We start from the raw sequence: 25,080 nt of genomic DNA, 5'->3' as shown, positions 1-25,080 counted from the left end.
CCGCTTCGCGCCCTCCACCCGCCGTCAGACGTCCTCGCCACCGCGCAGGATGGCGATGCCGTCGAGCACAGCGTGCGTCGTCGCGTCGGCCCCCAGCAGCCGGAAGTGCCCCGCGGTGCCCACCGCGATGTTCGTCGCGCCGTCCAGGGCGCTGCCCTCGGGGATGTGCGGGTCCCATGGCCCGAAGACCGAAACGATGCGGCCGTTCACCGACGAGTCGCGCCTGAGCGTGAGGATGGTCTCGTCGTCGGGGTGGAACGCACGGATGCTCGGGATCACGAAGAGGCCCGCCAGGCGCGAGCCGCCGAAGGGAGTCGCGACGGCCACGAGACCGAGCAGGCCCAGCGGGCGGCCGTCCTCGGCGGCCGTCGCGGCAGCCGAGGCGGGGTCTCCGCCGGCCGCCGCCGCCGCCGCCGCCCGGGCGGCCGCCCCCGACGACACGAGCAGGTGCTTGCCGATGAGGCCGCCCTTGCTGTGGGCGACGAGCACCCGCCCGGCGGGCGGCGCGGGCGTCTGCGCGAGGAGGTGCGCGAGACGCTCCGCGGTGTCGGGGACGCTGCGGCGGTTCACCCCCAGGCCGTGCACCACGCCCACCCGGTGCCCGGCGCGGGCGAGCGCGTCGCCGAGGGGGCGCAGGAAGGTCCAGTGCTCGTACACCCCCGGCACGAGGAGGATCTCGGGCAGGTCGTCGCCGTCCCGGCTCCAGGCGGGCGGCGTGGGCCGCGGGCGGCCGATCGCCCACGGGAACGAGAGCACGGCCAGCTGGCGTCGTGCGGCGTAGGCGTAGTCGGCGGCCCACCACAGGCCTCGGCGGATCAGCGAGGGGCGCGGGTCCGAGGTCGTCTCGCGTGTGACCGCCATGCGCGAAAGTCTAGGAGGGGTGGGGGGTGGGGTGGGCCGCGTCGCCCGGCGCGGGGGAGCCGCGCACACCGGTAATCGCCGCCTCGACGACCGCGGCCGCCAGGGCGTCGATGACGGATGCCGCCTGCCACCGGACCGGCCCGTGCACGGCGATGTCGGCGAAGCCGTGCACGGACGACCAGCAGGCCCACTCCGCCAACGGCCGCCGCTCCGGCGCGAGCGCTCCCGCGTCGACCATCTCGTCGAGCGTCGACATGAGCAGCCGGAACGGGGCGACGATCTCGTCGTCGAGCGTGACGATCCCGTCGTTGGCGTGCGTGTCCTGGGTGAAGAACGCCGTCTCGAACCACCCGCGCTCGGTGCGGGCGAAATCGATGTAGGCGAGGCCCACGCGCCGCAGCCGCTCGATGGAGGCCTCCGCCGGCGCCAGGTCGGACGGTGTCTCGCCGACGCGATCGGTGATCGCGCGCGCGAGCGCGAGCTGCGCCTCGGCGGCGACCGCCCTGACGAGCGCGTCGCGATCGGTGAAGTGGCGGTACGCGGCGTTGGGGGAGACGCCGGCGGCGCGCGTGGCCTCCCGCAGCGTGACGGCGTTCGGCCCCCCGGTGCGGGCGAGCTGCAGGCCTTCGCCGATCAGCGCACGTCGGAGGTCCCCGTGATGATAGGTGCGCGGTGAGGTCATTGCGTCGCCCCGCTCGGATGTGTACGTTGTGAGCACCGAATGTGAACACTGTCCACATTCACTCTATCCCTCACCCCCGCTCCCGACCGCAACACGCCGGAGGAACACATGAGTCAGCCGTCCCCTGAGGGCGTCGTCCGGGTCGACGAGGCGCAGCCGAAGCCGGGGGAGCGGACGCTGCGCGCCTTCTACCAGGTGCTCGTCAACACCGCCGTGGCGAACGTGACCACGAGCTTCCTGTGGTTCGCGCTCACCTTCTGGGTCTACCTCGAGACCGAGTCGGTGCTGGCGACCGCGATCATCGGCGGCTCGTACATGCTCCTCGTCGCGGTGTTCGGGGTGGTCTTCGGCGTGATCGTCGACCACATGAAGAAGAAGGCCGTCATGCTCCTGTCGAGCGGAGTGACGGCCGCGTCGTACCTCGCGGCCGGCGGGCTCTACCTCGCGTTCCCCGAGAGCACGCTCCTGGACTGGCAGGGGCCCTGGTTCTGGGTGTTCGCGGGCGTGATCCTCGTCGGCGGGGTCGTCGAGAACCTGCGCAACATCGCCCTCTCGACGACGGTGACCCTGCTGGTCCCCGCCGAGCGCCGCGATCGCGCGAACGGCCTCGTCGGCGCGGTCCAGGGCATCGCGTTCATGGTGACCAGCGTGTTCTCCGGCCTGGCGATCGGCTTCCTCGGCATGGGGTGGACCGTCGCGATCGCCATCGCCGCGACCGGCGTCGCGCTGATCCACCTCCTGTTCGTGCCGATCCCCGAGCGCGGCGTCGCGCACGTCGAGGGCGAGGCGCCCAAGGGCTTCGGCTTCCGCGGCGTCATCCCCGCCGTCATGGCGGTGCCGGGTCTCCTCGCGCTCATCCTGTTCGCCACCTTCAACAACCTCGTCGGAGGCGTGTTCATGGCGCTCATGGACCCGTACGGCCTGACGCTGTTCTCCGTCCAGGTGTGGGGGATCGTCCTGGGTGTGACCAGCTTCGGCTTCATCATCGGCGGCGGGCTCGTGGCCAAGTTCGGTCTCGGGAAGAACCCGGTGCGCACCCTGCTGCTGGTGAACGTCGGCGTGGCGCTGCTGGGCCTGAGCTTCGCGATCCGCGAGTGGTGGTGGCTGTACGCGCTGGGGATCCTCCTCTTCATGAGCCTCATGCCGATCGCCGAGGCCGCGGAGCAGACGATCGTGCAACGCGTCGTGCCATTCGAGAAGCAGGGGCGCGTGTTCGGCTTCGCTGCCAGCGTCGAGTCTGCGGCCGCGCCCGTGTCGGCCTTCATCATCGGGCCGGTCGCCCAGTTCTGGCTCATCCCTTACATGGATTCCACTGCGGGCCAGGGTGCCTTCGGCTGGCTGCTCGGCGACGGGGAGGCGCGTGGCATCGCGCTGGCGTTCGTGGGTGCGAGCCTGCTGATGCTGCTCATCGTGCTTCTGGCCTTCTTCTCCAAGCCGTATCACGATCTGTCCGACGCCTACGCGGCGGCGCCGCCGTCGTTGACGACAGACGGCGAGCCGGCCGGCGCGGATCGTACGCTCGGCGCCGTCGGCGGGGCGGGAGAGGATCTGCGCTCGGGCCTGCGGTGAACGGCGCGCCAGGTCGAAACCTCCGACCGGTGCTCGGACGTCAGAGCTCGGGTGTGCGCGGGGGCGGGGTGCGGCGGGGGCGCAGCGCCTCGAAGGCCGAAGCCCACGCGAGAAGGTCGGCGTCGGCGTAGGCCCGACCGGCGATCGTGAGCCCCACCGGCATCCCGATGTCGGACATCGTCCCCATCGGCACGGTCACCGTCGGTATGCCGAGGTGGCGGATCGCGAGGTTCCCGTTCGCCACCCACACGCCGTTGCGCCAGCCGAGATCCGCGGATGCCTCGTTCACGTCCATGTCGGCGCTTCCGACGTCGGCCACCGCCGGGAAGACGACGGCGTCGAGCCGCAGCTGCGACATCCACTCCTCGAGGTCGAGGCGGCGGGTCTCCTCGAGACCCTCGACCCCGTCCGCCAGCTCGGGGATCTCGGTGAACGAGTCGTACCGATGCGCCCGGACGTGATCGGGGTAGGTCGCGATGTCGTCGTCGAATCCCGTGTACCGATCGGGAAGCGCGCCCTCCGGATGGGGGAAGATCGCCGCACCGTCGACGGCTTCCAGGCGGTCGAGCGCGGGGTCGCCGTTCGCGCGGAGGAAGTCGTCCCACGCCCACGCCGACAGGTCGACGATCTCGCGCTGGAGGAACGCCTCGGACACGAGGCCGCGGGTCTTGATGTTCGGCGCACCTGGGCGGTCGCCTTCGTAGTTCGTCACGACGGGGAAGTCGACCTCCACCACTTCCGCACCGGCCGCCTCGAGATCGCGTCGCGCCTGCTCCCAGAGGGCCAGTACCGACGGCCGCGTCTGGATGCGGGTCCCGGTCGGGCCGCCGATCCCGCCCGCCGGGTCGGTGCCGGCGTCGGGATCCTCGTCGATGTACATCCGGGGCACACCGAACCGGCGCCCGGCGAGTGCGGCGCGCGCGCCGTCGACGCCGGAGGAGCGCAGCGCCGGATACGCGGCGGGACGCGTGGCGGAGGCATCCGGGATCTCGACCCACGGCTGCGCGCGCCAGAAGTCCCCGCGCGTGTCGGGATCGTCCGCGACCAGCACGTCGAGGACCTCGAGGAGGTCGGCCATCGTTCGGGTGTGCGGCACCACGACGTCCATGGTCGGCACGAGGGGCCAGTTGCCGCGCACCGAGATGACCCCGCGCGACGGGGTGTACGCGCAGAGGGCGTTGTACGAGGCGGGCGCGCGGCCGCTGGACCAGGTCTCCTCGCCGAGCCCGAACGCCGCGAAGGAGGCGGCGGTCGCCGTGCCCGAGCCGTTGGACGACCCGGAGCCGAACGCCGAGGTGAGATAGGCGGCGTTGTACGGGCTCTCGGCGCGTCCGTACACGCCGCGCTGCATGCCGCCGTTCGCCATCGGCGGCATGTTGGTGAGCCCGAGGAGGATGCATCCCGCGGCGCGCAGGCGTTCGATCGAGTAGGCGTCGCGCTGCGCGACGAGCTCGGCGAACGCGGGGGACCCGGCGGCGACCGTGAGCCCCTCTGCCATGAACGAGTCCTTCGCGGTGTAGGGGATGCCCTCCAGCGGCCCCAGGCTGCGGCCCTCGGCGCGACGGAGATCGGATGCTGCGGCCTCGGCGCGCGCGGCCGGGTTGCGCACGACCACCGCGTTCAGGGCGGTCGGGGTGCCGGGGGCGTCGTAGGCGTCGAGGCGAGCGAGGTAGGCGTCGACCAGCTCGACGGCCGTCACCTCCCCGGCCTCGAGAGCCGCACGCAGCTGGGCGATGGTCTTCTCCACCACCGGGAACGAGCGCGTCATCGGGTCACGACCTCGGGCTGCTGCTGGGTGATGCAGTGGATGCCCCCACCGCCGGCGAAGATCTGCCGGGCGTCGACGGTGACGGCGCGCCGGCCCGGGTAGGCCGCCTCGAGGATCTCACGGGCCCTGGCATCCGCGCGCTCCTCGCCGAAGCCGCAGGCGATGATGCCGCCGTTGACGACGAGGTGGTTGACGTAGCTGTAGTCGACGAACCCGTCGGCGTCGCGGAGCGTGTCGGGGGCGGGGAGCTCGACGATCTCGAATCGGCGGCCCGCGGCATCCGTCTGCTCCGACAGGAACGCGTGCAGTCCGTTCGAGACCTCGTAGTCGGGGTGCTCGGGATTCTGCTGCGTGTGCAGCAGCACACGCCCGGGGGCGGGGATCGTCGCCACGATGTCGACGTGCCCGTTCGTGCCGAACTCGTCGTAGTCGCGAGTGAGCCCGCGGGGGAGCCATACGACCCGGGTGGCGCCGATCGTGCGGCGCAGCTCCGCCTCGACGCGCGCCTTGTCGGCGAGCGGGTTGCGGCGCGGGTCGAGCTGCACCGTCTCGGTGACCAGGACCGTGCCCTCGCCGTCGACGTGGATGCCGCCGCCCTCGTTCACCAGGAGCGAGCTGACGAGCTCGGCGCCCACGAGGCCGGCCGTGAAGCGGGCGTGCTCGGCGGCCTTCTCCCACGACGCCCACTGCGGGGCTCCCCAGCCGTTGAACACCCAGTCCACCGCGCCGAGCACGCCGGGCCGCTCGTCGTCGACCACGAAGGTGGGCCCGTGGTCGCGGAACCAGAACTCGTCGACGGGCGTCTCGACGAGCTCGATCGCGGAGTCGAGCATGCGGCGCGCGCGCTCGGCCTTCGACGGGTCGACCAGCATCGTGACCGGCTCGAAGTCGGCGACCGCGTTGGCCACCGCGCTCCATGCGGCGTAGAACCGCTCGTGCTCGGCGGGGTCGTCGCCGAGCGTGGGTCCGTCGGTCGGGAACGCCATCCAGGTGCGCTCGTGCGGGTCTCCCTCGTGCGGCATCCTCCACGCCATCGTCGCGGATCCCTTCCGTTGCGCGCCGCGGTCGCGGCGCTAATTGATCTAGCGATCAATAGCGAAGATATCTATGCTGGCCGGACCATGTCAAGCACGTCCAGTCGCCCGCGTACGCGGAAGGCACCCGCCGAGCGCGCCGCCGAGATCGTGGCGGCGGCGATCGGCATCGCACGCGAGCAGGGGCTGAGCGCCCTCACGCTGCGGGCGGTGGGCGAGCGCGCGGGCGTCGCGCCCGGTCTCGTCGCGCACTACCACCCGTCGATGGACGACCTGGTCGCGCGCGCGTACACCGACCTCGTCGACGAGGAGATCCGCGACGTCGAGGAGGTCATCGGCGCAGGGGACGACCCGACGCTCCGCCTCGGCAGGCTCATCGACACGCTGATGGACGATACGCGCGAGGAGCTCACCGTCGTGTGGGTCGAGGGTTGGGCGATGTCGCGACGCAACGAGGCGCTGGCGGCCGCGGTGCGCACGCAGATGCAGCGGTGGCAGGCGCTCGTCGAGCGCATCGTCGCGGACGGCTGCCGCACCGGCGCCTTCTCGACGACCGCGCCGGGCGGGGTCGCGTGGCAGCTCATCGGCATGATCGACGGCCTCAACGCGCAATCGCTCGCCCGCGGCGCCGACACCACGCGCTTCGCCGCCCGCACCGCCCACGCCGCCGAGGCGCTCGTCGGGGCGCCGGCCGGATCCATCCCGGTCGGCGGGGCGGCGTCGGCGTCGCGGTACCGCCAGCCGACGCCGGGCGCAAGCCCCTCCGGTCGCGCGGCAGCCGGCCGTACCGTCGGGTCAGTGGAAGGAGGGCGACATGACCAGCCAGCCCTATGACGGACCGATGGACGACGACCGGGACGACGACACGATCCTCGACCCGCTGCTGCGCGGGGAAGACGACCGCCCGCTGGACTCCGACGTCGACGACGACCAGGTCGACAGCGCGGAAGCCGACGAGCGTGCCGCCCGCGAAGGCGAGATCGGCACCGACGAGCTCCCGTGACCGGCCGCACCCGGTTCGCTCCGCGGCGCGGGTTCCACGCCAGGATGGGAGCATGAGCGCGATCCCCACCGTGATCCTGAACGACGGAGCCTGGTTCCCCGAACTCGGGCTGGGCACCTACAACCTGCGGGGCGAGGAGGGGATCGCGGCCATGGTCGCCGCGATCGACTCCGGCTACCGGCTGCTGGACACCGCCGTCAACTACGAGAACGAGCGCGAAGTCGGCGAGGCCGTGCGCCGCAGCGGCGTCTCGCGCGACAAGATCCTCGTCACGTCGAAGATCCCCGGGCGGCACCACGGCCGGCAGGAGGCGCTCGACAGCATCAAGGGGTCGCTCGACGCGCTCGGCCTGGACCACATCGACCTGCACCTCATCCACTGGCCGAATCCGAGCGTGGGCCGCTACGTCGAGACCTGGCAGGGCCTGATCGACGCCCGCCGGCAGGGACTCGTGCGCTCGATCGGCGTGTCGAACTTCACCGCGGAGATGCTGACCGAGCTCATCGAGGAGACCGGCGTGGTGCCGGCCGTGAATCAGGTGGAGCTGCATCCGTACTTCCCGCAGGAGCCCCTGCGCGCGTTCCACCGCGCGCACGGCATCCGCACCGAGAGCTGGAGCCCGCTTGCCCGACGCAGCGAACTGCTCACCGAGCAGCTGCTGAACGAGCTCGCGACCGTGCACGGCGTCACCCCGACGCAGGTCGTGCTGCGGTGGCACACGCAGCTGGGCAGCACGCCGATCCCGAAGTCCGCCGACGCCGACCGGCAGCGGGAGAACGCCGACGTCTTCGGCTTCTCGCTCACCGACGAGCAGGTCGCCGCCGTCAGCGCCCTCGAGCGCGGTCGCCTCTGGGACGCCGACCCCCTGACCCACGAGGAGATGTAGGGCGCGGTCGTCACACGTCGGGAAGCCCGGCCAGCCACTCGGTGAACGTCTGCGTCCCCCGCAGCGCCTCGGGTCCGGGAAGCAGGGCGCCGGAGCGCAGGGCGCGCCCGATGGGACCCGGGGTGCGAACGGCGGGGACGGGGCCGCGGTAGCCGATCGCCTGCGCGTAGCGGCGCACCATGTCGGAGAGGCTCTCCTCGCGGGGTCCCCCGAGGTCGACGGCGCGTCCGACCGGCCCCCGCTCAGCGAGGTCGACGAGGTGGCGCGCCACCTCGCGCACCGCGATCGGCTGCACGCGGCCGGTCGGCGCGACGTGTGCGCCCGCGTGCGTGCGGTGGAACATCAGGGCGGCGTACTCGTGGAACTGCGTCGCGCGCAGGATCGTCCACGGCACCCCGCCGTCGGCGACGAGCCGCTCCTGCGCGAGCTTTCCGGCGTAGTAGCCCTCCGGTGCCGCGTCCGCCCCCACGATCGTCAGCGCGAGATGATGTCGCACGCCGGCCGCGCGCTCCGCCGACACGAGGGTCTTGGTCACCCCCGCGAAGAACATCACCGCGACGTCCGCCTTCGCCGTCTTCACGTTGGTCGCGTCGATGACGGCGTCCACACCCTGCAGCGCCGTGCCGAGACCTGCGCCGCTGAGCAGCTCGACGCCGGTGCTGCGCGCGAGCACCACGACCTCGTGCCCACGCTCGCGAGCGACGGCGGCGAGATGGCGGCCGGTCATGCCGGTGCCGCCGGCGATCGCGAGTCTCACCTGGTCCCTCTCGTCGCGCCGTGTGAACACCCATGGTGACCCAGCGGCGGCCGGTGACGCGAGGGCTTGCGCTCGCGGCTCAGCGCCGGGCGACCTTCGCGGCGTGCTCGAGCCAGTCGGCGAAGCTCAGCGTGCCGAGGTCCGCACCGCGCGCCGGCAGGCCCAGGCCCGCTCGCAGGGCCTTCATCTGCGCCCCCGGAAGGCTCACCGCGGGGATCCACCCGCGATATCCGCTCCGGCGCGCGTAGGCCTTCACCATGTCGTCCAGCCGCTCCTCGCGGGGCCCCGCGAGGTCGGCGACCCTTCCGCGAGAGGGCTCGGTCGCGAGCTGCGCCAATCGCGCCGCCACCTCCCTCGCCGCGACAGGCTGCACCCGCGCCCGCGGCGCCAGGTGCAACGGACCCAGCGCGGCGCGCTCGAACAGCTGGGCGGCGAACTCGTGGAACTGCGTGGCGCGGAGGATCGTCCAGGGAACGGCCGCGGCCTCCACCAGCCGCTCCTGAGCGAGCTTGCCGGCGTAGTAGTCGTGCGGCATCCGATCCACGCCGACGATCGACAGGAGCACGACGCGCGCGCCGGCGCGCCCGGCGGCCTCGAGGAGGTTGCCGGTCGCGGCGCGGAAGAACCGGGTCGCCGCGTCGGCCGACAGGGTCGTGATGTTCGCGACGTCCACGACCGCCTCGACGCCTTCGAGCGCGGCCGCCAGTCCCGAGCCGGTCGCGAGATCGACGCCGGTGCTCCGGCTGAGCACGACCGGCTCGTGGGCACCCGCCCTCAGCTCGTCGACGACGTGGGCTCCGACCATCCCTGTTCCTCCGGCCACTGCGACCCTCATGTCCTGTCTCCTTTCCGCCCGCGCGCCTGCGGGACGTCTCGCATCACCGACGACGCAGCACGACAGAATGTGACGTGTCGCCGGCATCGCCTGCCGGCGGACACGGCCCGAGACCAGGAGGACGGATGCCGCCGACCGACGTCGACGGCGAGCGGGGGAGCCTGCTCGCCGTCTGCTACCGCCTGCTCGGCACGGTCGCCGACGCGGAGGATGCGGTGCAGGAGACCTACGTCCGCTGGTTCCGGCTCTCGGACGAGGAGCGCGCCGGCATCCGCAATCCGGCGGCGTGGCTCACCCGGGTGGCAGGCCGCGTCTGCCTTGACATGCTGGGGTCGGCACGCGCCCGCCGCGAGCGCTACGTCGGCGAGTGGCTGCCCGAGCCGGTGCCCGCGGACGCGCCGGTCGCGGCATCCGTCCCCGTCGATCCCGCCGACCGGGTCGCGCTCGACGATTCGGTCTCACTCGCGCTGCTGGTGGTGCTCGAGTCGCTGACACCGGCCGAGCGCGTGGCGTTCGTGCTGCACGACGTCTTCGGCGTGCCGTTCGGCGAGATCGCCGCCACCCTCGGTCGCAGCCCCGCCGCCGTCCGCCAGCTCGCCGCACACGCGCGCCGGCGGGTGCAGGAGCGGCGCGCCGGCGAGGCGTCGCGTGCGGAGCATGACGCCGTCGCACGGGCCTTCGCCGCGGCGACCGAGACGGGCGATCTCGACGCGCTCGTATCGGTCCTCGACCCCGGGGTCGTGCTGCGCTCCGACGGCGGCGGTCGCGTCTCGGCCGCTCTGCGCCCGGTGACCGGCGCGGATCGCGTGGCCCGCTTCCTTCTCGGACTGCCGCGCCTCGAGCCGGACGCGGTGCTGCGCGCGGTCGAGACCCCGGACGGCGTCGGGTTCCTCGCGACGCTGCAGGGCCGGCCGAGCGCCCAGTTCACGGTGCGCGTGCAGGGCGGCCGGATCACCGACGTCTTCGTCATGCGCAACCCCGACAAGCTCACGCAGTGGTCGTGACGGGCCGCCCGGCTCGTCGAGGCGGTCGATTAGCGTGGAAACATGCCCACCGCCACCGGCTCCTCCCCGTTCGCCTCGCTGACCGACTACATCGCACTGCCGCGAGTGGAGGGGATCGCGCTCTCGCCGGACGGTGAGACCGCGGTGCTGACCGTCGGCGCGCTGAAGAAGGACGGCACGGCCTACGAGCGGGCGCTGTGGGCGGTTCCGGCGACCGGCGGCGGGACGCCCCGCCGGCTGACCAGGTCGGCGAAGGGCGAGGCGGGTGCCGCGTTCACCGCGAGCGGCGACCTCCTCTTCGTGTCGGCCCGGTCCGACGCCGAGGGCGACGCCGACGACGAGTCCGGCCAGCTCTGGCTCCTCCCCGCCGCCGGCGGCGAGGCCCGCCCGGTCACGCGGCTGGCCGGCGGCGTCGACGGGATCGCCGCGACGGCCGAGGCCGCCGAGACGGTCGTCGTGACCGCAGCGCTGCTCCCGGGCGCCGACAGCCTCGAGAGCGAGGCCGCGCTGCGCGCGAAGCGCAAGGAGAAGAAGGTGTCGGCCATCCTCCACGACGCGTATCCGGTGCGCTACTGGGACCACGATCTGGGACCGGCCGAGCCGCACCTCCTGGGCCTCGATCTCGGCGATCTCGAGGAGACGATCGCCGCCGCGGTGGCCGAGTCCGCCGCCGGCGAAGAGCAGCAGACGGATGCCGCCCCCGGCGACGTCGAGACCGCAGGCTCACCCGAGAAGCCGTATCCCGCGACACTGCCCCGCCCGCGCGACCTCACGCCCCGGCCCGGCCGCTCCGCCGACCACGCGGAGGCCGCGCTCACTCCCGACGGCGCGACTCTGATCGTCTCGCTCGAGCGGCGCGAGCAGCGAGCGGGCCGGCGCGTCATCGTGGCGATCGACACCGCGAGCGGGCGGAGCACCACCCTGTTCGACGAGACGGGGGTGGACTACGAGATGCCGGCGGTGAGCCACGACGGCACCCGGATCGCGTTCCTGCGCACCGTGAAGTCGACGCCCGAGGCCCCCACCGACGAAGAGGTGTGGGTCGCGGGCATCGACGGGTCGAAGGCGGCGCGCGTGGTCGCCGATTGGGATCGGTGGGCCTCGTCGCTGACCTTCGACGCCGGCGACGCGGCGCTCATCGCGACGGCCGACGACGACGGTCGCGGACCGGTGTGGCGGCTGCCGCTGGACGGCGGCTCCGCCCAGAAGCTCACGGACGACGACTTCGCCTACGCGAATGTCGTCGTCGACCGGCGCACCGGTGACCTGGTCGCCCTGCGGTCTTCCTGGGTGCTGCCGCCGCACCCGGTGCGCATCGCCCGCAGCGGGAGCGTGACCCCGCTGGCCACGCCCGCCGCGTCCCCCGCCGCACCGGGTTCGATCGCCGACGTCGAGACGACGGCCGAGGACGGCGCGCGCGTGCGGGGCTGGCTGCTGCTGCCCGACGGGGCGTCGGCGGAGGCCCCGGCGCCGCTCCTGCTGTGGATCCACGGCGGTCCGCTGGGCAGCTGGAACGCCTGGAGCTGGCGGTGGGCCCCGCTGCTGGCCGTCGCCCGCGGCTACGCCGTGCTACTGCCCGACCCCGCGCTGTCGACGGGCTACGGACTGGACTTCATCGCCCGCGGCTGGAACAGCTGGGGCGGCAAGCCGTACACCGACCTCATGTCCATCACCGACGCGGTCGCCTCCCGCGACGACATCGACGAGACCCGCACCGCGGCGATGGGCGGCTCGTTCGGGGGCTACATGGCCAACTGGGTGGCCGGGCACACCGATCGGTTCCGCGCGATCGTGACGCACGCGAGCCTGTGGGCGCTCGACCAGTTCTCGGGCACCACCGACAACTCCGAGTACTGGCAGCGGATCTTCACGCCGGAGGCGATGCTCGAGCATTCGCCGCACCGATTCGTCGCGAACATCCGCACGCCCCTGCTCGTCATCCACGGCGACAAGGACTACCGCGTGCCGATCGGCGAAGGGCTGCGGCTGTGGTCGGAGCTCGCGGAGCACCACGCCGATGAGGAGGGACGGATGCCGCACCGCTTCCTGTACTTCCCGGACGAGAACCACTGGGTCCTCAAGCCGCAGCACGCGGTGATCTGGTACGAGACGGTGTTCGCATTCCTCGCGGAGCACCTGCGGGGCGAGGAGTTCCGGCGGCCCGAGCTCCTCGGGTAGCCGACGAGGATCAGTGGGGGGCGTCCGCCACGCCGCGCTTCCAGTAGCCCTTCACGACGACCTGCTCCGCGTCCAGTCCCCAGCGCTCCAGCAGCAGGTCACGCGCGGGTCTCACGATCGACTGCTCGGCCGCGACGAATCCGAGCACCGACCCCGCCGGCCGGTCCGCCGCGGTCAGTGCGTCGAGGCGGGCGGCGAGCGCGCCGCCCGGGTGACCGCCGCCGCGGTGCACCTGCTCGACACGGACGCCGGCCGGCGCGTCGATGGGCAGCTCGTGCGCGGCATCCGTCACTTCCACGCAGATCGTGCCGACGGCATCGACGTCCATCTGCCGCGCGAACCGGCGCATCGCGGGCACGGCGGTCTCGTCGCCTGCGAGCAGCCACGCGTCCGGTCGCCCGGTGAGCACCTTCGAGCCGCGGGGACCGCCGACGCCCGCGATCGCGCCGAGGGGAGCCGTCGCGGCCCACGCGGCGGCGACCCCGGCCGTGCCGGCGGCCGGGTCGCCGTGGACGGCGAACTCGAGCTCGAGCCAGTCGTCGCCCCACGCGAGGGGGGTGTACTGCCGACTCGGGGCCGCGCGCAGCTCGTCGGCCGTCTGCGGGTCGCCGTCGGGGAAGAAGACCCGGATGTGGTCGTCGGCGCCCCGCGACGCGAAACCGGCGAGCTCGGAGCCCTCGAGCCGCACCCGCACGTACGCGCGCGTCAGCCACTCGCGCGCGGCGAGCCTCACGCGGCGGAAGCGCAGCTCCAGGCGGGCCGGCTGCAGGGCGAAGGAAGAGGGCGCGGGGGGCCGGGTCACCCCGGTCGCAAGGCGATCGTGCATACGCGCAAGGCTAGCCTCACCCGGTCGGACACCTCTGCGCCGGCTCCACGGTCAGGATGCGTGACGGATCTCGCAGTCGCTTCCGGGGGACAGGATCGCCTCGTGCCCGTCGTCGTAGCGGACGACGAGCAGCGGGTTCTCCCGACTGCCCCGCACCTCGATCACCTCACCCGCGCGCTCCACCGCACCGACGACTCGGCCGTGGATGACAACGCGGTCTCCGACGCTCGCTTGCATGCGGATCACCTCCTGGCGCACACGATACGACGGGCGGGCGGAGATGGGTAGGGCTGCGGATCGGTCAGAGCCGCGCGCCGTCGTCGTCGCGGTCCTCGAGGCCGACGCTGCGGCCCCGCCAGGACTCGTACGCCATGAGCCAGCCGATCGACACGGCGGCGGCGAGCATGACCCCCAGCAGCACGTTGCCCCAGATCAGTCCGAAGATGATCCCCAGCGTGAACATGAGGGCGGTGCCGAGCGCCCACCCGGAGTGCCCGCGGGTCCAGCCCCTGCGCGTCGTGGCCATGCCCAAGAGCCTAGAGGCCCTTCCCGCGCGGCCCGTACCCTCGCGCGATCTGGAAAGGTAAAAGGACACGCCCCCCACCGGAACGGATCTCATGGCCCTCAACGTCAGCCCGCTCACCCTCGGCACGTCCGGCCTCGGACGCGGCACCGAGCCGGGGTCCCGTGAGGAGGAGGCCGCCGTCGACGTCGCCGAGCAGCTCTTCGCGAGCACGCACGCCTTCATCGACACGTCGAACAACTACGCCGACGGACGCAGCGAGGCGGTGCTCGGGCGCGCGATCGCGAGGCTCGGGGCGGATGCCGCGACCCGCGTCATCTCGAAGGTCGACGCCGATCCCGTGACGGGCGCGTTCGATCGCGACCGCGTGCTGCGCTCGTTCGACGAGACGACGGCGCGCCTGGGCGTGGACCGCCTGCCGCTGCTGCACCTGCACGACCCGTTCACGGTGACCTTCGACGAGGCCATCGGACGCGGCGGCGCCGTCGAGGGGCTCATCGAGCTGCGCGAGTCCGGTCGTGTCGGCGCCATCGGGGTCGCGGCCGGCCCTGCGCCCCTGATGGCGCGCTACGTCGACACCGGCGTCTTCGACGCCGTGCTGGTGCACAACCGGTTCACGGTCGTCGATCAGTCCGCCGAGCCGGTGTTCGCCGCTGCGCGGGAGCTCGGCATGACGGTGTTCAACGCCGCCCCCTTCGGCGCGGGGATCCTGGCGCCCGGCGCCCGTGCGGGCGCCATGTACGCCTACCGCCCGGCGCCGCCGGCCCTGCAGGAGTGGGTGGCGCGCCTCGAGCGGGTGTGCGCCGCGCACGGCGTGCCGCTCGCCGCGGTCGCGCTCGACTTCTCGGTGCGCTCGCCCCTCGTCGACTCGACCATCGTCGGCATCTCGTCCGCCCGTCGGCTCGCGCAGCTGGACGAGCTCGCCGCCACGACGATCCCCGCTGAGGTCTGGGCGGAGCTGGAAGCGCTCGGACCCGCGCCGTCCCCGGTCGACGACAGCGCCTACGCCTAGCGGGCGCCCGCCTCGGCCGGCGCGGCGTGCGGGACGGACACCCTTGAACTTGCCCGGCCGGGCGGCCAGGATGTGACTCAACGCAGTCCGGCGTCGGACACGCCGGGTCGGACTCTCTCGCCCAGGGGGTTCCTCATGCCCGACCTCGCCCCGGACGGATCACCGGCCGACGACGTGCTCCTGCAGCCCTTCACGCCCGGCATGCGGGAGAACCCGCCCGAGCTCACGGAGCTGACCCGGGACGACCAGATCGTGCGGCCGGTGATGATCCCGGTGGCCGACGTCAAGACCCGGGAGTTCGTCGAGGAGTGGCGCAACGCCTCGTACAACTGCTATTCGTCGGGCCATAAGTTCTGCCGCGAGGTCTGCCCGGTCATGACCGAGACGCGCAACGAGTCGTGGACACCGACCGCCTTCCACGCCAACGTCGTCGCGATGGAACGCGGGGAGCTGACGATCGAGGACGTCGCGGCCGACTACGTCAACTGCACGCAGTGCGGGGCGTGCGAGCTGCGGTGCCCCAACACCCTCTTCACCGGCGACTTCTACCGGTTCCGCACCCGCACCGTCGACGTCGTGAAGGCGGCGCGGGCGCTCGCGGTGGACTCCGGGATCCACCAGCCCGGGTACAAGGTGTGGAACGAGCTCACCGCCGAGCGCAGCCACGAGCCGGTACTCGGCGAGCAGCCGGTGGGGCAGGACACCGTGCGGGACTGGGCCGCGGGTCTCGGCATCCCGGTCGGCGGCGAGACCATCCTCTTCGTCGACTGCGAAGCGGCGTTCTACCGCACCTCGGTGCCGCGGGCCGTCGCGCAGATCCTGCAGAAGGCGGGCTACGAGTTCGGGCTGATGGGCGAGCAGTGGTGCTGCGGCGGACCGGCCGCCGAGATGGGCTACGTCGATCAGGCGCGCGCCTTCGCTGAGCACAACATGAGGTCCTGGCGGGAGACGGGCACCCGCCGCATCCTGGTGCTCGACCCGCACGACTACATCTCGTTCACCGAGGACTATCCGAAGTACTTCGGAGCCGAGTTCGACCTCGAAGTCGTTCTGGTGGTGGAGCTGTTCGCCGAGATGATCCGCGACGGGCGCCTCGTTCCCGAGGTCGCCGTCGATCGGGCCATCACGTACCACGACCCCTGTCGGCTGAACAAGCGCAAGGGCATCTGGAAGGAGCCGCGCGAGATCCTGCGTGCGATCCCCGGGCTGCGCTTCGAGGACGTCGATCGGGTGACCCAGTGGTCGTACTGCTCCGGCGCGGGCGGCGGACTCGCGATCGAGAAGCCCGAGCTCACCGCCGCGATCAGCGCGCGGCGCCTGTCGCACGCGCAGAAGCTCGACATCGACACGCTCGTGAGCGCGTGCCCGTGGTCGGAGCGACCGCTGACCGAGGCCGGCGACGACGTCGACATCGACGTGCTCGACATCCACGAGCTGCTGGCGACGTCGCTCGGGATCCAGGTCGGCGGCACGCGCGGCGCGACCGGCGATCGCCGGCTCGCCAGGGCGCGGCAGGGCGCGGCCGGGCGCGGTCGCAGTCCGCGGGGGTGCGGCGGCGGTGGCTGCGGGGGCGGCACCTGCGGCTGCGGGGGAGCGCACTGATGACGATGACGATCGACGACGTCGACACCGTCGTCCGGGCCCTGCGCACCGTCCTCGCGGACGAGCAGATCCTCACCGGCAAGGCCGACCGCTACAACCGCGCCCGTGTGCCGGCGCCGTTCCCGGTGCATCGCTGGTCGGAGCGGCTGCCCGACCTCGTGGTGCTGCCGACCTCGACCGAGCAGGTCGCGGCCGTGGTGACCATCGCGAACGACCTGCGGGTGCCGGTGGTGCCGCGCGACGGCGGCACGGGATTGACTGACGGTGCGGTGCCGCTGCGCGGCGGCATCCTGATCGACGTCAAACGGATGAACCAGGTGCACGAGCTCGACCTCGTGAACCGCACCGTGACCGTCGGCACCGGCATCAACATGCTCAAGCTCAACGAGTACCTGGCGCCGTACGGGCTGTTCTACCCCGACAATCCCGCGTCGTACCCCTGCTCGCTCGTCGGCGGGCGCATCGGCACCAGCGGGTGGTCGCTCATCGGCTCGCGCTACGGGCACACCCGCGACCTCGTGCTCAGCTTCGACCACGTGCTGCCCACGGGCGAGATCCTGCACGTCGGCGACGGCATCGGCGGCAAGATCACGAAGTCCTCCAGCGGCTATCAGCTCAAGCACCTGTTCATGGGGCATCAGGGCACGCTCGGCATCGCGACCAAGGCGACGCTGAAGCTCTTCCCCAAGGCCGAGGCCGAGCTGTCGCCGTTCTGGGCGTTCGACAACTACGACGACGCGTACGCGTGCACCGGGGCGCTGGCCCGCGCGGGCGTGGCGACCTTCGCCGGCGCGGTGCTGTTCGACGAGCACAAGGTGGCCTACCTGCGGCGCGACGACGAGGCCTACATCCCGCAGCCCACCGACGTGCGGGCGCTCGTGTGCGCCGTGATGTACGGGTACGACGACGAGGTGCGCGCCGGCGGGCGGCGGCTGTTCCGCATCGCGAAGGAGCACGGCGCCCGCTACCTCGGCGACGAGATCTCCGAGGGCGACTGGGCCGCGCGGCACGACCGCTACGCCACGCCCCTGCACGGCCGCACCAAGGACGGCCAGGTCGTGCCGATGAGCTGGCACTGCGAGGACGCCGCGATCAACTACTCGCAGCTGCCGGGCGTGACCAAGGCGTGGCACGAGATCGTCGCCGAACTCCGCCGCCGCACCGACGTCTTCGACGACTGGGGGATGTTCGCCTACACGCAGGGCAGCACCGGCGCCGACTACCTCACCGAGATCGATGTCGGCATCTGGGAGCAGCAGCTCGACGACCGCGCGTGGGAGCTGTGGGTGAACGCCAAGCGCGACATCGCCCGCGTCTCGATCGACCACGGCGGCTCGATCAGCGCGTGCCACGGCTCGTGCCGCGAGGGTGAGGTCGACCTCGTGCCCGAGGAGCTGGGTCGCGGCTTCGAGGTCATGCTCGACATCAAGCGCACCCTGGACCCGCACAACATCATGAACCCCGGGAAATACCACCTCGACCGGGCGTACCGCGAGGAGGGCTGACATGGCCTACCGCTACGACGAGCAGATGCAGCCCCCCGAGCCCCGGCGGGTCAGCGACGTGGCCATCACGACCCACGAACACGTGTTCGAGGTCGACCCCCGGCTCATGGAGCGATGGGTGCTGCAGCAGACGTTCCCGAACTGGGACTCGCTGCGGATCATGAACGCCCGCGGCGACCACCTCGCCTGGATGCACCGGCACTTCGCAGACAGCGTGGTCGCCGGCTCCGAGATCCTCGCCGACATCGAGGCGGAGGGGGCGGATGCCGCGACCGGCGCCGCGCCGTAGACACCGACCCGAGACCGAGCAACGGTGTTCGGTCGCGCCCACCCGAAGGAGATCGCCATGAAGTTCAGCTACGTCATGCTGCCCGACTACCCGCTGGACCAGTCGCTGCGCTCGATCCAGCTGGCCGACGAGCTCGGCTTCCACGCCGTGTACGCCGCCGACGAGACCTGGCACAAGGACCTGTGGCTGCTGTTCGCCGCTGCCGCCGACAAGACCACCAACGTGCGGTTCGGCCCGAGCGTCTCGGGCGTCGTGCTGCGCGAGCCGACCCTCATCGCCCAGGCCACCGCCACCCTCGACGAGCTCACGAACGGTCGCGCCGAGGTCGTCATCGGCAGCGGCAACTTCGGGCTGCTGGCCCAGTACAAGATCGACTGGACCGGCACCAAGCCGCTGTCCCGCGTGATCGAGGGGACGAAGGTCATCCGCACGCTGCTGGATGACGGCGCGATCACGATGGACGGCGAGTTCTTCCGCTACGAGGGCCTGTTCACCTTCGCGCGCCCGGTCCAGGAGCGCGTGCCCGTCAAGATCGGCGCGATGCGCGGCCCCAAGTCGTTCGAGGCCAGCGCCGAGTTCTCCGACGGATGCCATCACGCCCTGAGCTACACGAGGGAGGCCTACGACTACATGGTCGAGCACTGCCGCATCGGTGCCGAGCGGGCAGGCAAGAATGTCGAGGACCTCGACCTCGGCGCGTGGGTCGTGTTCGCGGTCGGCGAGGACTCGGCGGCGGCGAAGGAGGCCGCGCGCTCGATGGTCGGCCTCTACGCGTCGGCGATGCCGGCCGAGCAGCTGCGACGCAACGGCGTCGAGCCGGAGCAGCTCGCGCCCGCGATCGCCGCCCTCGGTGCGGGCGACCTCGGCGGCGCGATCGACCTCACCCCGCCCGACGTCGCCGAGCGCCTGTCCATCGCCGGCACGCCCGAGGAGTGCGCAGAGAAGATCAAGCGCGAGATCGAGCCGGCCGGCGTCAACCACATGATCCTCGCGATCACGGATGCCGCGCTCGTGAAGTCGTTCATGGGCCGCGATGTCGCCGGTGTTCCCGACGTCGACACGCAGCTGCGGCTGGTGCACGACCGCGTCATGCCCGCCTTCGCCTAACCGCCGAGCGGTCGGGTCGTCACGGCGACGGCGCGTTGACGGCCACCATCCAGTCGATGCCGAAGCGGTCGGTGAGCATGCCGAACCGCCCGCCCCAGGGTGGGGTGTCGAACGGCATCGTCACGGTGCCGCGGTCTGTCAGCTTGTCCCAGAAGCCCTGCAGCAGCGCCTCGTCGTCGCCGCTGACCGACACCGCCATGCCGGCCGGCTGCCGCCACGTCATGCCGGTCGGCGTGTCGGCGGCCATGAGCACGAAGCCGTCGGGACTGGTGAGCTGCGCGTGCATGACGAGGTCGGCCTCTGCGGGATCCTGCACCATGCCCTCGTACTGGCCGAAGGTCGAGATGTCGAGCTCGCCGCCGAACACGCCCTGATAGAACGTCATCGCCTCGCGGGCCTGGTCCGCGAACGAGAGATACGGGTTGAGGCTGGCCATGTCGGACTCCTGACGACGGACGGTGGATGCCGCGCCCGGCCGCGCGGCGCGTCCCAGTGTCGTGCGTGGCTCCGACATCGGCAAGGGGCGCCGGTCGACCGACTCAGCGACCGCGGTGATCCTCGGGGTGGAGCCGCGGGCCGCGTCTCGGCTCGCGCACGCCGCTCGCGCCGATGAGGCGGACGACGCGCTGGCGGTGGCGCGGCCACGCGGCCAGCAGCTGCAGCATCCCGTCGTCGTCCACGCGATGCCCCGTCAGCGCGTAGCCGACCTCGTGTGCGAGGTGGAAGTCGCCCACGCTGACAGCATCGGGGTCGCCGAGCGCGCGGATGCGGGTCTCGGCCGAGGTCCACGGACCGATCCCGGCCTGGCTGACGAGGACCCGGTCGACCGCCTCGCCGTCGTCGGCGGCCAGCACGGCCCGCACGATCGCGTCGCCGCGCCGCGCGGCCCGCACGACGGCCTTCGACTGGGGCGGCTCGAGTCCCGCCCGGTGCCAGAGCCACGACGGGACGTGCTGCCAGCCCTCGATCGTGGGCGGCGCGAACATCGGCACAGGCGTCGGGCCGGGTGCGCGCTCCCCGCACCAGGTGACGATGCGGCGCCACGCGCCGAAGGCCTGCATGCCGGTCACCTTCTGCTCGAAGATCGCACCGGCCAGAGCGTCGAAGACGAGTCCCGTGCGAGACAGCCGCAGACCCGGATTGCGGCGGTGGGCGTCGGCGATCACCGGATGCCGCGTCGCATCGAACCCGGTGGGGTCGTCGTCGGCGCCGCACAGCGCCGGCAGCTGCGCCAGCGCCCACTCCCGGCCGGGACCCCACGCCGCGCCGCGCACCACGCCGGGATGCGTCTCGCGGATGGCCAGGGTCGCCACGCCCTCCGGGGTGCGGCTGGCCCACCAGATCACGGCCCCGGAGACCGCCATCGTCGGATCCGCCGCGCCGCGTCGCTGAGCGAGCACGGTGCGTCGCAGGTCCAGTGGCCGCCGCGGGCGGTACTCCGTCTCGATGGGCCGGCCGTGGTCGGGGCGCGGATCGCGATCGGCGGCGCGCGTCGTGCCCCGCGCGGCATCCCTCGTCCGGGAGGTGCGCGGGAGCGACGTCGTCATGCCGCCCACCCTACGCCCCGGCCTCCGACACCGCGGAGGCCGACGGCGGCATCAGAAGCGATCGGGCGACGGGGTGCCGTGCCCGTAGCGGATCACGACGTCGGCGTGACGGTCGAAGCGGTAGCCGACGCCGCGCACCGTGCGCACGATGTCCTCGTAGCGCCCGAGCTTGGCGCGCAGGCGCCGCACGTGCACGTCGATCGTGCGCTCGCCCGGGGCGTCCTCGTCGGACGTTCCCTGCCACAGGGAGCTGACGAGCTCGGTGCGCTCGATGGTGCGGCCCTCGCGCAGCACGAGGTACTGGAGGAGCTCGAACTCCTTGAACGTGAACGCAGCCGACTCGCCGTCGATCAGCACGCGCTTGCGGGAGATGTCGACGACGACTCCTCCGGCGGTGACCTCGTCGTCCTCCGGCTCCTCGTGCTTGGTGCGGGCGATCGCCGACGGCTCCTGGAGCGCCAGGCGCACCACGTCCACGTCGCGGCCGCCGGAACCGACCGGGGCGAGGGCGACCGTGGCATAGGTCTCGGCGGACGGCGCGAGGTCGGCGAGGGTGCGGCGGAGCGCGTCGACCAGGACACCGAGGTTGACCCCCGAGGCGGCGGCCTTGGCCTCGTCGATCCCGACGTAGAGGGCGAAGCCGCGCGGCGCGGAGCCGGCGGGCAGGGCGCGGGGGGCCGGCTGCGCGGGTTCCGGCGCCGCGGCGGGCGGCTCGATCCGGGCGGTCCGGTCGACGGCGCGGAGGTGGCGGACGGGAGCGGCGGGGCGGTCGAGGAGGGCGGTGTTCGACATGATGATGGTCCTTGCGGGAGGAACCCGGCCGCGGAGCCGGGTGGGATGTGCTGCGGCCCTGGTCGTCGGTGGCGAGAAAGGCCGTCGGCCGATGGAGGCCTGTGCCCGACGTTGGGCGGTGTGCGAAGCGGGTCCGGGTGCGCGTGATCGACGCACGAAACCGGTGCTTCGGGGGACTCCTGGCGATCCGTCTTCAGAAGCGGAGGAGGAGTCCGGCGGGGGTCACCGTGCTAGTGGCACATTCGACAACACATGACAATGCGGCCGGCCATCATCATGCCGGCAGTCCTGTTCGCCTCCCGGGCGGACAGATACAGCGCGTTGTCAGTCATGTGGCCGATTATGACGGAGTCTGTCGAAAAACGTCAAATCGCACGGATGCGGGGGCTCCGATCATGACGGAATGTGACAGATTGCTCAGTCCCAGCAGCCGCGGGACCTGCGGCAGCTGCGCCTGGCGCGGCCCTGCGGGCGGTGGGTCCTGAAGACCGGCACAACGTGCGCTCAAGGAATGCCGCGACATCGCTCTGCGCGGACGCGTGCGGTCCGGGCGCGGCGTAGCCTGTGCGGGTGACCGAGCTGCGCTTCACCAAAGAGACGGATGCCTCGCGCTACACGCTGCACCGCGGCGACGACCTCGTCAGCGTGCTGGACTACCGCGACGACGGGCGCACGGTGGCGATGACCCGCGCATACACCGTGCCGACATTCCGCGGACACGGCTACGCCGGCGAACTGGTCGGGAGAGCCGTGAAGGAGCTCGAGGAGACGGGGGACCGGAAGGTCCTGCCCGTCTGCTGGTACGTCGCCGACTGGTTCGACGAGAACCCCGCGCACCGCGGCATCCTGCACTCCCGCCCCTGATCCCGGCCCGCGTTCCGACGACCCTCCGCCTTGTCAACCCCATGACGCTCCGCATCACGCGGGGGATGCTGGGGGAGGACGAGAGGAGCGCCACATGGAGCGCGATCGGTCGGAGAGCGACCTTCCCGAGGGCGTCATCGACGCCGACCCGCAGGGCGGCTGGGAGCAGGTGGACGACACCGCGTCGCAGGAGCGCAGCGCCGCCACCACCGAGGGCGACCTGCTGACGGACGCTGCTCTGCAGCCCGACGACCCCGTCGAGGGTGAGGCGGCCCGGCAGGGAGCCGACCCCGACCTGGCATCCGATCAACAGCGCGGAGAGGAGCCCTGAGATGAGCACGACAGGCAACGAGGACCAGCAGCCGGAGGCCGCGCCGGCCCTGGGTGAGCCGGCCCCCGGCTCGGAGCCCGCCGGCACGTGGACCGAGGCGCCCGAGCAGGGAGGCGCCGCCCCTGCGGCGACCAGGCCGCCCGCGGAGGGATCGCCGGACAGCGCCGAGGCGAGCCGCTCCGCCGGGGCCGACTCCGGGTCGGCGGAGCAGGCCGCCGCGAGCGCCGCGCCGGCCGAGCCCGCGGAGGGTGCCGCCGCCACGGTGCCGTCGGACGGCGCGCAGAGCGGGGAGCCGAGCCACGAGGCGGTCGGCATCGGCGTCATCGACGGCGGCGACCACCACGGCCACGACGGGGGTCGCGACACGCTCTCGGTGAGCGAGGCGCAGCGCACGCCGGGCGCACTCGGCTCGGAGCAGGAGCAGCGCCTGCCCGCCATGTCGCAGAACAACGCCTCGGACGTCGACAAGGTGGCAGGCATCGTCGCGCAGACGCGCTCCGATGTCGGCGCCGAGCCGCTCGAGCGCATCGCGGAAGTGCTGCGCCAGCGGCTGACGCAGTCGGGGATCGATCTGCCCGAGCACGACGTCGAGGAGCTCGCGAGGCAGGTGTCGACCGGTGACGCCGACAGCCCCGCCTCGCCGGGACGCGACGACTCGCGCTGAGTTCCGCGATCCGGCGGCGGCGACGGACCGCTCGGCCCTAGGCTGAGCGCGTGCGCATGGAGGACGTGTTCACCGTCGTCGCCGTCGGCTTCGAGGCGATCGGGGCCGCCGCGATGATCGTCGGCTTCGTCATCGCGCTCGTGCTCAGCGTGCGCTCCCTCAACCGGCGCGAGGGCGGCCGGGCCGCGTTCACGGTGCTGCGGACGACGCTCGGCGGTGCGATCCTCCTCGGCCTCGAGGTGCTGGTCGCCGCGGACCTCATCCGAACGATCACGTCGAAGCCCTCGCTCGAGGAAGCGGCGATCCTCGGCCTCATCGTACTCATCCGCACGATCCTCTCGATCTCCATCCAGATCGAGATCGAGGGCACTCTGCCCTGGCGCCGCGCACTGCTGCGCAGCGGCGGCCAGGTCGTCGGCGACGCCGTCGCGCGGGACCGCGCCGCGAGCCGCAGCGCCGGCGCGACGGCGGCCGAACCCGGATCGCTCTGAGACGGGCCGGCGCTCGGGGTCAGGCGATCGCGCACGCCGCGGGGGTGGCGGCCTCGCTGCGTCGTCCGATCGGGCGCGCCCACGGCGCGCGCGGCAAGGGAGCGGCAGCGGGCGCTGCGACGGCGCTCATCGCCTGGGCGCCCTGCCGCTCGCGGATCGACGCGAGCAGGGCGTGGTCGCGCCGGCGCGTCCAGGTGTCGTGGCGGTACTGCTGCTCGGCGGCATAGACAGCGAACATGGTTTCCTCCGTTGGTTCCGACAGGGGAAACCTACGCCGGGGGTCCGACATTGCCGGGTCGACGGGAGATGGCAGGAATCCGGCGTCGACCGGCAGTCGACGATCCCGCATGAGCTCAGACGGTGCCGCCCTGATCGCGCAGGCCCACCCGGTCGGGGATGTCGAACTGCACCTGGGGCAGCCAGGCCGACGGCTCGGGCCAGGGCCGCGACGCCGGAAGGCTGCGCAGCCGCGCGCGCAGCGCCGCCCCCGACGCCTCCACCGGCAGCACGCGCGACGGCGCGCGATGGGCGAGGGCGCCGAGCCACCAGTGCCGCCAGGTGCCTCCGATCGCCTCCGGGCCCGCCACCACGTAGTAGTCGGGCATGACCGCCTCACCCGAGGCGAACTGGTCCAGCAGCGCCCCCACCTCCACCTCGAGCGACCCGAGCGTCGAGCGCTCCTCGTACAGTTCGACCCAGGCCGACGCGACGTGCTCGAGGGGGTCCGCGTCGTGCACCACGTAGGGCAGCGACACCGACGCGACCAGGTGCGCCGCGACGGCCGGGTCCGCCTCGCGCAGCGACAGCGCGACGAGGGCGGGCACGTCGGCGAGGCCGGTCAGCAGCTCGTCGCTGTCGGCGCCGACGAGTGCCACGACGGTGGATCGTGGGGCGGTGTCCGCGGTGAGCGCCATGCTCCACGATAAGGCGACGGACACGTGGTGCGGGAG

The 25,080-nt window shown here is 72.6% G+C and carries 29 protein-coding genes; 15 read left to right on the top strand and 14 right to left on the bottom strand.

Translation table 11 applies throughout. The features are described 5' to 3' along the window. Window positions 1–24 precede the first annotated feature (24 nt). The gene (locus IR212_RS14090; RefSeq protein WP_194396503.1) at window positions 25–861 is read right to left on the bottom strand and encodes an esterase/lipase family protein; all 837 of its coding nucleotides are present in this window, start codon (window positions 859–861) and stop codon (window positions 25–27) included. 10 nt (window positions 862–871) lie between these two features. Beyond that, window positions 872–1,543, bottom strand: a complete 672-nt coding sequence (locus IR212_RS14085; protein ID WP_194396502.1) for a TetR/AcrR family transcriptional regulator — start codon at window positions 1,541–1,543, stop codon at window positions 872–874. 108 nt (window positions 1,544–1,651) lie between these two features. Between IR212_RS14085 and IR212_RS14080 the strand changes: the two genes are divergently transcribed. After that, window positions 1,652–3,112: an MFS transporter gene (locus IR212_RS14080; RefSeq protein WP_273542101.1), complete on the top strand. Its 1,461-nt coding sequence runs from the start codon at window positions 1,652–1,654 to the stop codon at window positions 3,110–3,112. 40 nt (window positions 3,113–3,152) lie between these two features. Here IR212_RS14080 and IR212_RS14075 read toward each other — a convergent pair whose 3' ends face one another. Then, window positions 3,153–4,880 (bottom strand): amidase, encoded by a 1,728-nt coding sequence (locus tag IR212_RS14075; protein WP_194396501.1) that lies wholly within the window; start codon window positions 4,878–4,880, stop codon window positions 3,153–3,155. Then, a complete protein-coding gene (locus tag IR212_RS14070; protein ID WP_194396500.1) occupies window positions 4,877–5,914 on the bottom strand; it encodes an agmatine deiminase family protein in 1,038 nt (345 codons plus the stop codon). Before IR212_RS14070 ends, IR212_RS14075 begins: the two co-directional genes overlap by 4 nt. 87 nt (window positions 5,915–6,001) lie before the next feature. On the opposite strand from IR212_RS14070, the gene IR212_RS14065 reads away from it, so the two are divergent. The 3 genes from IR212_RS14065 to IR212_RS14055 are packed head-to-tail and all read left to right on the top strand — an operon-like array spanning window position 6,002 to window position 7,803. Then, on the top strand, window positions 6,002–6,748 hold the full coding sequence (locus IR212_RS14065; protein ID WP_194396499.1) for a TetR/AcrR family transcriptional regulator: 747 nt from the start codon (window positions 6,002–6,004) through the stop codon (window positions 6,746–6,748). Next, entirely contained in the window at window positions 6,729–6,917 is a 189-nt protein-coding gene (locus IR212_RS14060) for a hypothetical protein (RefSeq protein ID WP_194396498.1), read from the top strand. The genes IR212_RS14065 and IR212_RS14060 overlap by 20 nt, the downstream gene beginning before the upstream one ends. Before the next feature lie 52 nt (window positions 6,918–6,969). Beyond that, on the top strand, window positions 6,970–7,803 hold the full coding sequence (locus IR212_RS14055) for an aldo/keto reductase (protein WP_194396497.1): 834 nt from the start codon (window positions 6,970–6,972) through the stop codon (window positions 7,801–7,803). Window positions 7,804–7,813: 10 nt separating this feature from the next. Here the strand turns inward: IR212_RS14055 and IR212_RS14050 are convergent, their stop codons facing one another. Beyond that, window positions 7,814–8,560, bottom strand: coding sequence for an SDR family oxidoreductase (locus tag IR212_RS14050; RefSeq protein ID WP_194396496.1), 747 nt, complete (start codon window positions 8,558–8,560; stop codon window positions 7,814–7,816). A 79-nt stretch (window positions 8,561–8,639) separates the two neighbouring features. Then, window positions 8,640–9,395, bottom strand: coding sequence for an SDR family oxidoreductase (locus IR212_RS14045; RefSeq protein WP_194396495.1), 756 nt, complete (start codon window positions 9,393–9,395; stop codon window positions 8,640–8,642). Between the two features lie 125 nt (window positions 9,396–9,520). Between IR212_RS14045 and sigJ the strand changes: the two genes are divergently transcribed. Together sigJ and IR212_RS14035 are read left to right on the top strand one after the other, a co-directional pair. Further along, window positions 9,521–10,399, top strand: a complete 879-nt coding sequence (sigJ, locus tag IR212_RS14040; RefSeq protein ID WP_194396494.1) for an RNA polymerase sigma factor SigJ — start codon at window positions 9,521–9,523, stop codon at window positions 10,397–10,399. Window positions 10,400–10,441: 42 nt separating this feature from the next. Next, a complete protein-coding gene (locus tag IR212_RS14035) occupies window positions 10,442–12,577 on the top strand; it encodes a S9 family peptidase (protein ID WP_194396493.1) in 2,136 nt (711 codons plus the stop codon). A 10-nt stretch (window positions 12,578–12,587) separates the two neighbouring features. Here the strand turns inward: IR212_RS14035 and IR212_RS14030 are convergent, their stop codons facing one another. From IR212_RS14030 to IR212_RS14020, 3 genes are all read right to left on the bottom strand, one after another. Beyond that, complete coding sequence (locus IR212_RS14030; RefSeq protein WP_194396492.1) at window positions 12,588–13,403, bottom strand: siderophore-interacting protein; 816 nt, start codon at window positions 13,401–13,403, stop codon at window positions 12,588–12,590. 51 nt (window positions 13,404–13,454) lie between these two features. Continuing rightward, window positions 13,455–13,640, bottom strand: coding sequence for a DUF1918 domain-containing protein (locus IR212_RS14025; RefSeq protein WP_194396491.1), 186 nt, complete (start codon window positions 13,638–13,640; stop codon window positions 13,455–13,457). Between the two features lie 64 nt (window positions 13,641–13,704). Further along, window positions 13,705–13,929 (bottom strand): hypothetical protein, encoded by a 225-nt coding sequence (locus IR212_RS14020; protein ID WP_194396490.1) that lies wholly within the window; start codon window positions 13,927–13,929, stop codon window positions 13,705–13,707. A gap of 91 nt (window positions 13,930–14,020) precedes the next feature. On the opposite strand from IR212_RS14020, the gene IR212_RS14015 reads away from it, so the two are divergent. From IR212_RS14015 to IR212_RS13995, 5 genes are all read left to right on the top strand, one after another. Continuing rightward, a complete protein-coding gene (locus IR212_RS14015) occupies window positions 14,021–14,938 on the top strand; it encodes an aldo/keto reductase (RefSeq protein WP_194396489.1) in 918 nt (305 codons plus the stop codon). 135 nt (window positions 14,939–15,073) lie between these two features. Continuing rightward, window positions 15,074–16,540, top strand: a complete 1,467-nt coding sequence (locus tag IR212_RS14010) for a (Fe-S)-binding protein (RefSeq protein WP_228479332.1) — start codon at window positions 15,074–15,076, stop codon at window positions 16,538–16,540. After that, on the top strand, window positions 16,540–18,045 hold the full coding sequence (locus tag IR212_RS14005) for an FAD-binding oxidoreductase (RefSeq protein ID WP_194396488.1): 1,506 nt from the start codon (window positions 16,540–16,542) through the stop codon (window positions 18,043–18,045). The genes IR212_RS14010 and IR212_RS14005 overlap by 1 nt, the downstream gene beginning before the upstream one ends. 1 nt (window position 18,046) lies before the next feature. Next, window positions 18,047–18,334 carry a hypothetical protein gene (locus IR212_RS14000; RefSeq protein ID WP_194396487.1) on the top strand — a complete coding sequence of 96 codons (288 nt, stop codon included), beginning with the start codon at window positions 18,047–18,049 and terminating at the stop codon, window positions 18,332–18,334. 57 nt (window positions 18,335–18,391) lie between these two features. Then, window positions 18,392–19,441, top strand: coding sequence for an LLM class flavin-dependent oxidoreductase (locus tag IR212_RS13995; RefSeq protein ID WP_194396486.1), 1,050 nt, complete (start codon window positions 18,392–18,394; stop codon window positions 19,439–19,441). Between the two features lie 19 nt (window positions 19,442–19,460). Here IR212_RS13995 and IR212_RS13990 read toward each other — a convergent pair whose 3' ends face one another. From IR212_RS13990 to IR212_RS13980, 3 genes are all read right to left on the bottom strand, one after another. Beyond that, a complete protein-coding gene (locus IR212_RS13990) occupies window positions 19,461–19,877 on the bottom strand; it encodes a VOC family protein (RefSeq protein WP_194396485.1) in 417 nt (138 codons plus the stop codon). 103 nt (window positions 19,878–19,980) lie between these two features. Then, window positions 19,981–20,988, bottom strand: coding sequence for a DNA-3-methyladenine glycosylase family protein (locus IR212_RS13985; protein WP_194396484.1), 1,008 nt, complete (start codon window positions 20,986–20,988; stop codon window positions 19,981–19,983). 51 nt (window positions 20,989–21,039) lie between these two features. Then, window positions 21,040–21,780, bottom strand: coding sequence for a winged helix-turn-helix domain-containing protein (locus IR212_RS13980; protein WP_194396483.1), 741 nt, complete (start codon window positions 21,778–21,780; stop codon window positions 21,040–21,042). Between the two features lie 570 nt (window positions 21,781–22,350). On the opposite strand from IR212_RS13980, the gene IR212_RS13975 reads away from it, so the two are divergent. The 4 genes from IR212_RS13975 to IR212_RS13960 all read left to right on the top strand — a co-directional run bounded on the left by IR212_RS13975 (window position 22,351) and on the right by IR212_RS13960 (window position 24,130). Then, window positions 22,351–22,644, top strand: a complete 294-nt coding sequence (locus tag IR212_RS13975; RefSeq protein ID WP_194396482.1) for a GNAT family N-acetyltransferase — start codon at window positions 22,351–22,353, stop codon at window positions 22,642–22,644. A gap of 94 nt (window positions 22,645–22,738) precedes the next feature. Further along, window positions 22,739–22,975, top strand: coding sequence for a hypothetical protein (locus IR212_RS13970; RefSeq protein ID WP_194396481.1), 237 nt, complete (start codon window positions 22,739–22,741; stop codon window positions 22,973–22,975). Between the two features lies 1 nt (window position 22,976). Continuing rightward, window positions 22,977–23,639 (top strand): hypothetical protein, encoded by a 663-nt coding sequence (locus IR212_RS13965; protein ID WP_194396480.1) that lies wholly within the window; start codon window positions 22,977–22,979, stop codon window positions 23,637–23,639. A gap of 56 nt (window positions 23,640–23,695) precedes the next feature. Continuing rightward, window positions 23,696–24,130, top strand: a complete 435-nt coding sequence (locus tag IR212_RS13960; RefSeq protein ID WP_228479572.1) for a DUF1622 domain-containing protein — start codon at window positions 23,696–23,698, stop codon at window positions 24,128–24,130. 19 nt (window positions 24,131–24,149) lie between these two features. Here IR212_RS13960 and IR212_RS13955 read toward each other — a convergent pair whose 3' ends face one another. Continuing rightward, entirely contained in the window at window positions 24,150–24,368 is a 219-nt protein-coding gene (locus tag IR212_RS13955; protein ID WP_194396478.1) for a hypothetical protein, read from the bottom strand. Window positions 24,369–24,483: 115 nt separating this feature from the next. Beyond that, window positions 24,484–25,044, bottom strand: coding sequence for a hypothetical protein (locus IR212_RS13950; protein WP_194396477.1), 561 nt, complete (start codon window positions 25,042–25,044; stop codon window positions 24,484–24,486). Window positions 25,045–25,080 lie beyond the last annotated feature (36 nt).

The organism is Microbacterium atlanticum (assembly GCF_015277815.1).
In the GTDB taxonomy this organism is placed as follows: Bacteria; Actinomycetota; Actinomycetes; order Actinomycetales; family Microbacteriaceae; genus Microbacterium; species Microbacterium atlanticum.
The sequence above is the reverse complement of the archived record's forward strand: the minus strand, read 5'-3'. Positions and strand labels throughout refer to the sequence as shown.

Excerpts from the sequence above, each read along its gene's own strand:
- IR212_RS13970 (WP_194396481.1), top strand. The coding sequence starts at position 22,739 with ATGGAGCGCGATCGGTCGGAGAGCGACCTTCCCGAGGGCGTCATCGAC.
- IR212_RS13965 (WP_194396480.1), top strand. The coding sequence starts at position 22,977 with ATGAGCACGACAGGCAACGAGGACCAGCAGCCGGAGGCCGCGCCGGCC.
- IR212_RS14035 (WP_194396493.1), top strand. The coding sequence starts at position 10,442 with ATGCCCACCGCCACCGGCTCCTCCCCGTTCGCCTCGCTGACCGACTAC.
- IR212_RS13985 (WP_194396484.1), bottom strand. The coding sequence starts at position 20,988 with ATGACGACGTCGCTCCCGCGCACCTCCCGGACGAGGGATGCCGCGCGG.
- IR212_RS14000 (WP_194396487.1), top strand. The coding sequence starts at position 18,047 with ATGGCCTACCGCTACGACGAGCAGATGCAGCCCCCCGAGCCCCGGCGG.
- IR212_RS13980 (WP_194396483.1), bottom strand. The coding sequence starts at position 21,780 with ATGTCGAACACCGCCCTCCTCGACCGCCCCGCCGCTCCCGTCCGCCAC.
- IR212_RS14025 (WP_194396491.1), bottom strand. The coding sequence starts at position 13,640 with ATGCAAGCGAGCGTCGGAGACCGCGTTGTCATCCACGGCCGAGTCGTC.
- IR212_RS14090 (WP_194396503.1), bottom strand. The coding sequence starts at position 861 with ATGGCGGTCACACGCGAGACGACCTCGGACCCGCGCCCCTCGCTGATC.
- IR212_RS14005 (WP_194396488.1), top strand. The coding sequence starts at position 16,540 with ATGACGATGACGATCGACGACGTCGACACCGTCGTCCGGGCCCTGCGC.
- IR212_RS13990 (WP_194396485.1), bottom strand. The coding sequence starts at position 19,877 with ATGGCCAGCCTCAACCCGTATCTCTCGTTCGCGGACCAGGCCCGCGAG.
- IR212_RS14030 (WP_194396492.1), bottom strand. The coding sequence starts at position 13,403 with ATGCACGATCGCCTTGCGACCGGGGTGACCCGGCCCCCCGCGCCCTCT.
- IR212_RS14010 (WP_228479332.1), top strand. The coding sequence starts at position 15,074 with ATGCCCGACCTCGCCCCGGACGGATCACCGGCCGACGACGTGCTCCTG.
- IR212_RS14080 (WP_273542101.1), top strand. The coding sequence starts at position 1,652 with ATGAGTCAGCCGTCCCCTGAGGGCGTCGTCCGGGTCGACGAGGCGCAG.
- IR212_RS13995 (WP_194396486.1), top strand. The coding sequence starts at position 18,392 with ATGAAGTTCAGCTACGTCATGCTGCCCGACTACCCGCTGGACCAGTCG.
- IR212_RS14065 (WP_194396499.1), top strand. The coding sequence starts at position 6,002 with ATGTCAAGCACGTCCAGTCGCCCGCGTACGCGGAAGGCACCCGCCGAG.
- IR212_RS14020 (WP_194396490.1), bottom strand. The coding sequence starts at position 13,929 with ATGGCCACGACGCGCAGGGGCTGGACCCGCGGGCACTCCGGGTGGGCG.
- IR212_RS13950 (WP_194396477.1), bottom strand. The coding sequence starts at position 25,044 with ATGGCGCTCACCGCGGACACCGCCCCACGATCCACCGTCGTGGCACTC.
- IR212_RS13960 (WP_228479572.1), top strand. The coding sequence starts at position 23,696 with ATGGAGGACGTGTTCACCGTCGTCGCCGTCGGCTTCGAGGCGATCGGG.
- IR212_RS14075 (WP_194396501.1), bottom strand. The coding sequence starts at position 4,880 with ATGACGCGCTCGTTCCCGGTGGTGGAGAAGACCATCGCCCAGCTGCGT.
- IR212_RS13955 (WP_194396478.1), bottom strand. The coding sequence starts at position 24,368 with ATGTTCGCTGTCTATGCCGCCGAGCAGCAGTACCGCCACGACACCTGG.
- IR212_RS14045 (WP_194396495.1), bottom strand. The coding sequence starts at position 9,395 with ATGAGGGTCGCAGTGGCCGGAGGAACAGGGATGGTCGGAGCCCACGTC.
- IR212_RS14085 (WP_194396502.1), bottom strand. The coding sequence starts at position 1,543 with ATGACCTCACCGCGCACCTATCATCACGGGGACCTCCGACGTGCGCTG.
- IR212_RS14055 (WP_194396497.1), top strand. The coding sequence starts at position 6,970 with ATGAGCGCGATCCCCACCGTGATCCTGAACGACGGAGCCTGGTTCCCC.
- IR212_RS14070 (WP_194396500.1), bottom strand. The coding sequence starts at position 5,914 with ATGGCGTGGAGGATGCCGCACGAGGGAGACCCGCACGAGCGCACCTGG.
- IR212_RS14015 (WP_194396489.1), top strand. The coding sequence starts at position 14,021 with ATGGCCCTCAACGTCAGCCCGCTCACCCTCGGCACGTCCGGCCTCGGA.
- sigJ (WP_194396494.1), top strand. The coding sequence starts at position 9,521 with ATGCCGCCGACCGACGTCGACGGCGAGCGGGGGAGCCTGCTCGCCGTC.
- IR212_RS14060 (WP_194396498.1), top strand. The coding sequence starts at position 6,729 with ATGACCAGCCAGCCCTATGACGGACCGATGGACGACGACCGGGACGAC.